At 63.5% G+C, this 7143-nt stretch carries 6 protein-coding genes and 1 pseudogene; 2 read left to right on the top strand and 5 right to left on the bottom strand.

Annotated features, from left to right (window positions below; genetic code table 11):
- The coding region (locus tag PSEJ35_RS0113750; RefSeq protein WP_028918278.1) for an integrase core domain-containing protein at nt 1-222 on the top strand (222 nt) is incomplete at its 5' end.
- Nucleotides 223-256: 34 nt separating this feature from the next.
- On the opposite strand, the pseudogene PSEJ35_RS17720 reads toward PSEJ35_RS0113750, so the two are convergent.
- From PSEJ35_RS17720 to PSEJ35_RS17820, 3 genes and pseudogenes are all read right to left on the bottom strand, one after another.
- Nucleotides 257-810, bottom strand: a pseudogene (locus PSEJ35_RS17720) (transposase); the annotation flags it as partial.
- 188 nt (nt 811-998) lie between these two features.
- Nucleotides 999-1280 carry a hypothetical protein gene (locus PSEJ35_RS17330; protein ID WP_155952052.1) on the bottom strand — a complete coding sequence of 94 codons (282 nt, stop codon included), beginning with the start codon at nt 1278-1280 and terminating at the stop codon, nt 999-1001.
- Nucleotides 1268-2362: an RHS repeat-associated core domain-containing protein gene (locus tag PSEJ35_RS17820; RefSeq protein ID WP_304412588.1), complete on the bottom strand. Its 1095-nt coding sequence runs from the start codon at nt 2360-2362 to the stop codon at nt 1268-1270. The genes PSEJ35_RS17330 and PSEJ35_RS17820 overlap by 13 nt, the downstream gene beginning before the upstream one ends.
- A 58-nt stretch (nt 2363-2420) precedes the next feature.
- Between PSEJ35_RS17820 and PSEJ35_RS17525 the strand changes: the two genes are divergently transcribed.
- A complete protein-coding gene (locus tag PSEJ35_RS17525; RefSeq protein ID WP_198014192.1) occupies nt 2421-2579 on the top strand; it encodes a hypothetical protein in 159 nt (52 codons plus the stop codon).
- A gap of 52 nt (nt 2580-2631) precedes the next feature.
- Here PSEJ35_RS17525 and PSEJ35_RS0113740 read toward each other — a convergent pair whose 3' ends face one another.
- Both PSEJ35_RS0113740 and PSEJ35_RS0113735 read right to left on the bottom strand, forming a co-directional pair.
- Nucleotides 2632-6654 (bottom strand): RHS repeat-associated core domain-containing protein, encoded by a 4023-nt coding sequence (locus PSEJ35_RS0113740; RefSeq protein ID WP_198014191.1) that lies wholly within the window; start codon nt 6652-6654, stop codon nt 2632-2634.
- A gap of 221 nt (nt 6655-6875) precedes the next feature.
- Nucleotides 6876-7143 (bottom strand): transposase (locus PSEJ35_RS0113735; protein ID WP_028918275.1); only part of this gene is annotated, 268 nt, incomplete at its 5' end.

Here is a 7143-nt window from a genome sequence, read left to right as displayed (position 1 = left end):
GGCAAGCCGAACCAGAACGCCTACGTCGAATCCTTCAACGGCCGCCTGCGCGACGAGTGCCTCAACGAACACTGGTTCACCCACCTGCTGCACGCCCGGACCGTCATCGAGACCTGGCGCCGGGAGTACAACGAGGAGCGACCCAAGAAGGCATTGGGCGGACTGACACCGAGCGCCTACGCCAGGCAACTGGCATCGGCTACCATCCAACCCGGACTCTAGATCGAACCGCTACTGAAAGCGGGGGGACGTCGGATCGGCGGCGACGCGGCCGGCGGCGGGGAATGTTCAAGCCCAGCCGACGCCACAGGCGCCGCACCCGGGCCTCGCCCAGGTCCAGCCAGGCCGCCATCCGGCGATACCCGAACCGCGGCACCTTCGGCGACGCGGCCAGCAAGCGCTCGGCCACCGCCTGGTCCTTGGCGGCCTGGCGCGGAGCGTAGCTGGCGATGCGGCGGCTCAGGCCCAGGTAACGAAGGGCCTTGCGCTGCGAGAGTCCCCGACGGACCAGCACCTGGACCGTGTCGCGTCGTTCCGACGGGGTCGTCATTTTTTTCGGACGATCTCCTTCATCCCGTCGATGACCAGCATCTGCTCGGCCACCAGCCGCTTGAGCCGGGCGTTCTCGGACTCGAGGTCCTTGAGCCGCCGGGCGTCGGGCACGTCCAGGCCGCCGAACTTGTTGCGCCAGCGGAAAAAGGTCTGCTCGGTCAGGTTGTGTTTCTTGCACAGCGCCTTGATCGACATGGCGCCGACCTCGGCCTCACGCAGGATGCCGATGATCTGTTCGTCGGTGAATCGCTTCTTCATGGAGCTCTCCTTGCCTGTTAAGGGTAGAGAACTCACCAGCCAACTGGCTACACGATCCGTCTCAGGTCAGGCCCATTGATGATTACAGCAGTTGCCAGTCCCAACGGATCAACCGCGTTTACAGGATTCCCTGATGTATAGGCATATGTATTGCAGGGAGCAGACTTAAAAGCAGCAGAACCCGTCAGCTAAGTAAGTGCTTGCCAAGCAAAAAAGACTCCCACTAGAAGCGACATGATCATAAGAACACCTGACGCAAGCGAGACGAAGCGTGTCACAGCATCAAGCCCTTGAAATCCGCCGCGGAGAATAAAGCTAATGACCCAGAACGGATGCCAATCTGTACTCGCCGGATTGCCGGCCCGCTTGTAGTGCTCTGGATACTTTCGTCGCAGTATCGCAGCCAGTACGCTGGCAAGTAGAACGGCGAGTACCGCCGGAATAAAAAAGCCAAGGACTACTTTTTGCATGGGCACGTCCCGATGGTCTTCGCCCACAGCACCTTTGCACCCCCGACGCTTGCAGAAGCAGACGCACTATATCCTGCTACTGGCGCAAGCCCCCACCCGGACGATGCGCCTCCTAAACGCGTCGCTCCAAAGCTGGCCCCCACTCCACCAGCTATCGCAATGTTATAGCTAGCGTACTCACCGTTGAAGACGCTCGGATCTGGGAATGCGTTTCCGTCGCTGAACGAGACATTTGAACCCATGTATGTAATAGGGCTTCCCACCTTTTTCGGTAAAGATGAGCCCGAGCCAGCAACTGCCTGAACACGTACTAGATAGCGCGGCTCGCCATTCCCCTCGCATTTGTTTGAAAGTGTGAAGGTTGCCCCGCCGCCGTAGCCATACCCGTACTCCAGTGAGGTACCAGACCAATCGGTCAGCCCAAGTGGATCAATGCGGCTGACAGGATTACCGCTGGCATAGGCATAGGTATTCAGCCCACCCGCCAACCCAATCGGATCGCTTTCGACATAGCGCCCTGTACTCGGATCGTAGCTCCGGAACCGGTTGTACCAAAGCCCACTCTCCTGATCCCAATACTGCCCCGGGAACCCCAGGTTCAACCCCCCGATGCTGTCCAGCGTCACCGTCCGGTCGAACGCATAGTTGCTCGCCCGCCAGACGATGGCCTTGGCGCTGTTGGTCGCCACCTCCGGCCGCCCCAGGTGGTCGGTGTGGATCGCATAGAGTTGCCCGCCGCGCACCAGCGCCACCGGCTCCCCGCCCNGCAGCCGCAGGTAGTGGCTCCAGCTGCCCGCGCCCCAGCTGTACTCGGCCTCCACCTGCCCGCTCGGCCCGTAGGCATAGCCCGTGGCCGTCGCATCCGAGCCCCGGTCCTTGCGCACCCGCTGGCCCAGCGCGTTGATCCGGTAGTAGGTCGTGATGCCGCCCTGGGTCACCTGGCCGAGCCGGTCGAACGCGTCGTAGCCGTAGCTGTTGCCCCCGCCGCTGGTCGTGTTGCCGCGGATGTTGTAGACGAAGCTCTTGGCCCGCGGGCCGGTGATCGAGCTCAGCCGGTTGTTGGCGCTGGCCGTCACGTACACGTCGGTCGCCCCGCCCTGTAATCGAAAGGGGTCGGGTTCATTTTCCCTGATGCCTAAAATGTACCTGACCCCTTTTCCTGAAGATTTTCTTGAAGAACATGTAGCTGAGGTACAGGGCTACGAGACCAATTGGAACCGCAACCCAATCGAACGGTTCCAACCCGCCCGTCACATAGATTTTGCTTCCTATGTAGAACACCGCTCGCAAAAAGATTGAGAGACATACCAGCGCGCCAACCCATCTCATAAATTTGCTCTGCATATTCACCTCAATTGCACCCGCATGGGTCATTGGCAGCCTCGTTTATACCCTTCATCGCTTCCATGGTGTCCTTATCCGTCGCTGCTCGGCGCATCAGATTTCGGAAGCCTCTAAGCGCTCCACTGAAGGTCATCGCATTGGACGCCACTTCGCCGATCGCTGCGCCTTGTGCTCCAAGGAGCATCCCTCCGACCTGACTAAATGCAGACGGCCTCTCCTTCCCGTCAAGAGCAGTCTGAATACCAGACATTCCATCGTACATAGTGGCCATTCCAACGCCAGCCACAAGAGCACCAGGCGCTGCAATTTCCGGTTGTCCAGCGGAAACACCTATTAAGAACGATGCAGTTCCACTAATTGCCTCATAGCCACCCATTCCGATGTCCGCAACGCCGAACGCTATGCCCAAGTAATCGGGCGGGCAAGGTCTTAGGCCAAACGGATCAACGAAGCTGACCGGATTCCCCCCGACATAGGCATAGGTATTCAACCCGCCCGCCAGCCCAATCGGATCGCTTTCGACATAGCGCCCCGTACTCGGATCGTAGCTCCGGAACCGGTTGTACCAGAGCCCACTCTCCTGGTCCCAGTACTGCCCCGGGAACCCCAGGTTCAATCCCCCGATACTGTCCAGGGTGACGGTGCGGTCGAACGCATAGTTGCTCGCCCGCCAGACAATCGCCCGGCTGCTGTTGCTCGCCACCTCCGGCCGCCCCAGGTGGTCGGTGTGGATCGCATAGAGTTGCCCGCCGCGCACCAGCGCCACCGGCTCCCCGCCCNGCAGCCGCAGGTAGTGGCTCCAGCTGCCCGCGCCCCAGCTGTACTCGGCCTCCACCTGCCCGCTCGGCCCGTAGGCATAGCCCGTGGCCGTCGCATCCGACCCCCGGTCCTTGCGCACCCGCTGGCCCAGCGCGTTGATCCGGTAGTAGGTCGTGGTGCCGCCCTGGGTCACCTGGCTGAGCCGGTCGAACGCGTCGTAGCCGTATGTGTTGCCGCCGCCGAGGGTGGTGTTGCCCCGCGCGTTGTAGCTGAACCCCTTGGCCCGCGGGCCGGTGATCGCACTGAGCTGGTTGTTGGCGCCGGCGATCACGTAGCTGTCCGTCAATCCGCCCCAGGTGTGGCTGGTCCGGTTGCCGTTGGCGTCGTAGCCGAACCCCTGGTTGGCGCCGCTGGCCGTCACCCCGGTCAGCCGGCCCAGGGCATCGTACCCGTAGGCCTGGGTCAGGGCGCTGTTGACGCCGTTGGTGATCTGGGTGATCTCCTCGGCGGCGTTGTAGCCGTAGGTCAGCCGCTGCAGGTCGGTGCCGCCGTTCTTCGCGTTCAGCTCGGTCAGCCGCCCCACCCCGTTGCGCACCACGGCCCGGGTGGCCCCGTTGCCGTAGGTCCATCCGCTCGCCGCGCCGAACGGACGGTAGCCGATCCCGGTGGCCACGTGGTGGGTCACACCGCCGACCATCGCCGTCATCGCCGTCATCCGTCCGCCGCTGTAGCCGTAGCCTACGCTCACCCCGCCCGGATAGCCGATCCCGGTCAGGCGCCCGGCTGCATCGTAGGCGTATGTCTGCCCGAACGCCACGCCACTGCCGGCCACGGTCTGCGACTGCGCCGTGGCCTCGCCGGCGCTGTTGTAGGTCCAGCCCAGCGTTCCGCTCGGGTCGCCGACCGCGCACAGCCGGCCCTTGCCATTAGTGCAACTGTCCCAGGTGAAGGCCTGGGTCTGGCCGCCGGAGGCCGCCGAGGTCACCCGGCCCAGGCCGTCGTAGCCATACGTGGTGGTCAGGCTGCCGGCCCGGGTCATCGAACTGCGCTGGCCGTAGGCGTTGTAGGCGTAGGTCGTGGTGCCCGTGTCCGGGCTGACCTGCTGGGTCAGGTCGCCGAAGCCGTTGTAGGTGTAGCTGGTGACCTTGCCGCGCGGGTCGGTCACGCTGGACAGCCGGCCCAGCACGTCATAACCGAACTGCGCCGGCTGCAGCAGCGGGTCGATGACCGTCTTCCTGCGGCCATGGCTGTCGTACAGGTACGCCGTGGTCCGGCCCAGCGGATCGGAAACGCCCGCCAGCCGGCCGTTGGCGTCGTACTGGTACAGCGTCTCCTGGCCCGAGACCTGCCACGACCGCTCCAGGAACCCGGCACTGTCGTAGGCGTACTGCGCGTTGCTGGTCTGCGTGAACGAGACGCCATCGGCCTGGTAACCCGTGCGGCGCTGGGTGACGTTGCTGAGCGCGTCGTAGCTGATCAGCAGCCGGTCCAGCGAGTTGGCGCCGTAGAGGCTGCCGCGCGACTCGCGCACCTCGGTCAGGCGGCCGATGCCGTCGTACAGGTAGCCCAGCGAGATCCCGCCGGGACTGGTCGTGGCCGACGGCTGGTCGTCGGACCGCCAGGTCGTGGTCCAGTCGCGATTGCCGCCGGGACCGAGCACGCGCTGCTGGGTCAGGCGCCCCTTGAGGTCCCAGGTGTACTGGGTGACCAGCCCGTTGGCGTCGGTCATGCTGCCCGGCAGGCCCAGGGCGTTGTAGCCGGCGTAGGTGACCGCATGGCCGAGGCCGTTGGTCACCGAAGTGAGGTTGCCGGCCGTGTCGTACTGGTAGGTCACCGCGTCGCCGTTGCCGTCCAGCGGGCCATCGACGACCAGGGTCTGGATCATGCGGTTGCCGTATACGGCATAGGCGTAGGTGGTGGTGCGCTTCTGGCCAGACGTGCAGTCCGGCGCGCACTGTTCCACTTTTTCCAGCAGCCGCGCGCGGGGCGCGTCGCTGTCCGGGTAGTAGGTGTAGACGGTTTCGGCCTGGATGTTGCCGCCGTTGCCGTAGTGCGACTCGCGGACCAGCAGGTTGCGCGCGGTATCCCAGCCATAGGTGGTGCGCTGCTGGTTGGCCGTGCTGTTGCCCGGCGCCGGGCCGACGCCGCTGCGCCGCTCCAGCAGTTCGCCGCGGTCGTTGTAGGTGAGGAAGGTCTGGTTGCCCTCGAAGTCCACGTTGCGGGTGGGATAGCCACGGGTGTCGTAGTCGGTGGCTGCGACTCCCGCCGGACAGGCCGTGCTGGCCGGACGGCTCACCGAGGCCACCCGCTTGATGCCCTTGACGGTCACGAAGTTGTAGCGCGTGGTGTGCCCCAGCGCATTGGTCACGTCGGTGTAGTTGCCGCCATACGCGAATGTGTCGCGCTCGACCGCGCCTTCGCGCCCGGACCAGGCGACCTTCCCGTCGGCCTGGTACGAGTAGCGTGTCTTGCGCACGCCATCGATCGAATACCCGGTCAGCGCCATGTAGGAGACGGGGTCCTCGTAGTGATAGGTCCTCGTACCCAACCCACCGGGATACGTAACCGAGGACAAGACCCCATTGGCGTTGTAGCCGTAGCTGTAAACCTGGTTGTTGGGCGCAGTAATGGACGAGATCAATCCACTGGTCCAGGCAATCGTGATGGATCGCCCGGACGTGTGGGTGACCTTGGTCATCCGGTTGCTGGTGTAGGTGAAGGTGTATCCGACGTTGCGGTTGTCCCGGATGAACAGCGGCAGGCCGTTGCTGTTGTACCGCTCCGTGCCCACCCCTTCTGTCCTGAGGGTGAAGGTGTCCTGAGACTGGTTGCTCCAGAAGTTCGCGTTGATCCAGCTGCGCGATTCGGCGCGCGGGTCCTCATAGCGCCCGCTCGATGCGTTCCATGTGTATTCGTAGGCACGCCCATCCGGACGGTAGACCGTGATCGCGCTGTAGCGGGCGCCCTGCAACGGGCAAGGGACGCCTGGCTCCTGCGTCCCGGGCTGGCATACCGGGGTGAAGCCAGGATTGGGGGTGAAATTCAGCCGGTAATCGAACGCCCATGTCCAACCGGGGCCGAAACTGGGAGCGCCGCGGGCTCTGGAATACCAGCGGTTGAGGACAAAATCTCCGGCGGACGTAGCAAAATCCAATTCTTCGAGAATCTTGTTGCCCGACGGGATCACCACCGGTTGGCCTGAAAGATCAGACGGGGCTTCTTCTTGACCGTCGCAGCGCTGCTCAGGCTGCATCGGCTGGGTATTGTCCACAGTCGTAGCAGGGGCAGTAATATCGCCTCCACTTCCGCCCTCCATACGAATGCTCGAGAATCTACGATAAGCCAGGCGATCGACAAAGCCACGCACCCCTCGCACTTCAATAGGATCCTCTTCCTTGTCTGGCGCTCTTGTCTCAGCCGGGGCCTCATTTGAAGCGGCTATCAAACCGAACAGCAGTATGAAATTAAGGGCTCTTTTGAAATTCGAGTGGGTTATGCCACGTGCGGGTTGAGGCGCGAGAAGTCGAGCTTGCCGGCGATCAGGAAGATGACGGTGCGCATGGTGTCGAGCCGGGTGTAGCCGCGGGCCTTGCGCTTGGCGGCCTGGAACAGGCCGTTGATGGCTTCCAGGAAGCCGTTGGTCTGGCGGGTCTGGCTCCAGGCCAGGATGCCGTCGAAGTGCTTGCGGATCATCCGCGCGACGTCCTTCATCGGCTCGACCTTGGAGCGCATGACGTTCGTGCACCACTGCCTGAGCAGC

This window comes from Pseudoxanthomonas sp. J35 (genome assembly GCF_000513995.1).
GTDB lineage: Bacteria > Pseudomonadota > Gammaproteobacteria > Xanthomonadales > Xanthomonadaceae > Pseudoxanthomonas.
This window is presented reverse-complemented; position numbering and strand designations above follow the sequence as displayed.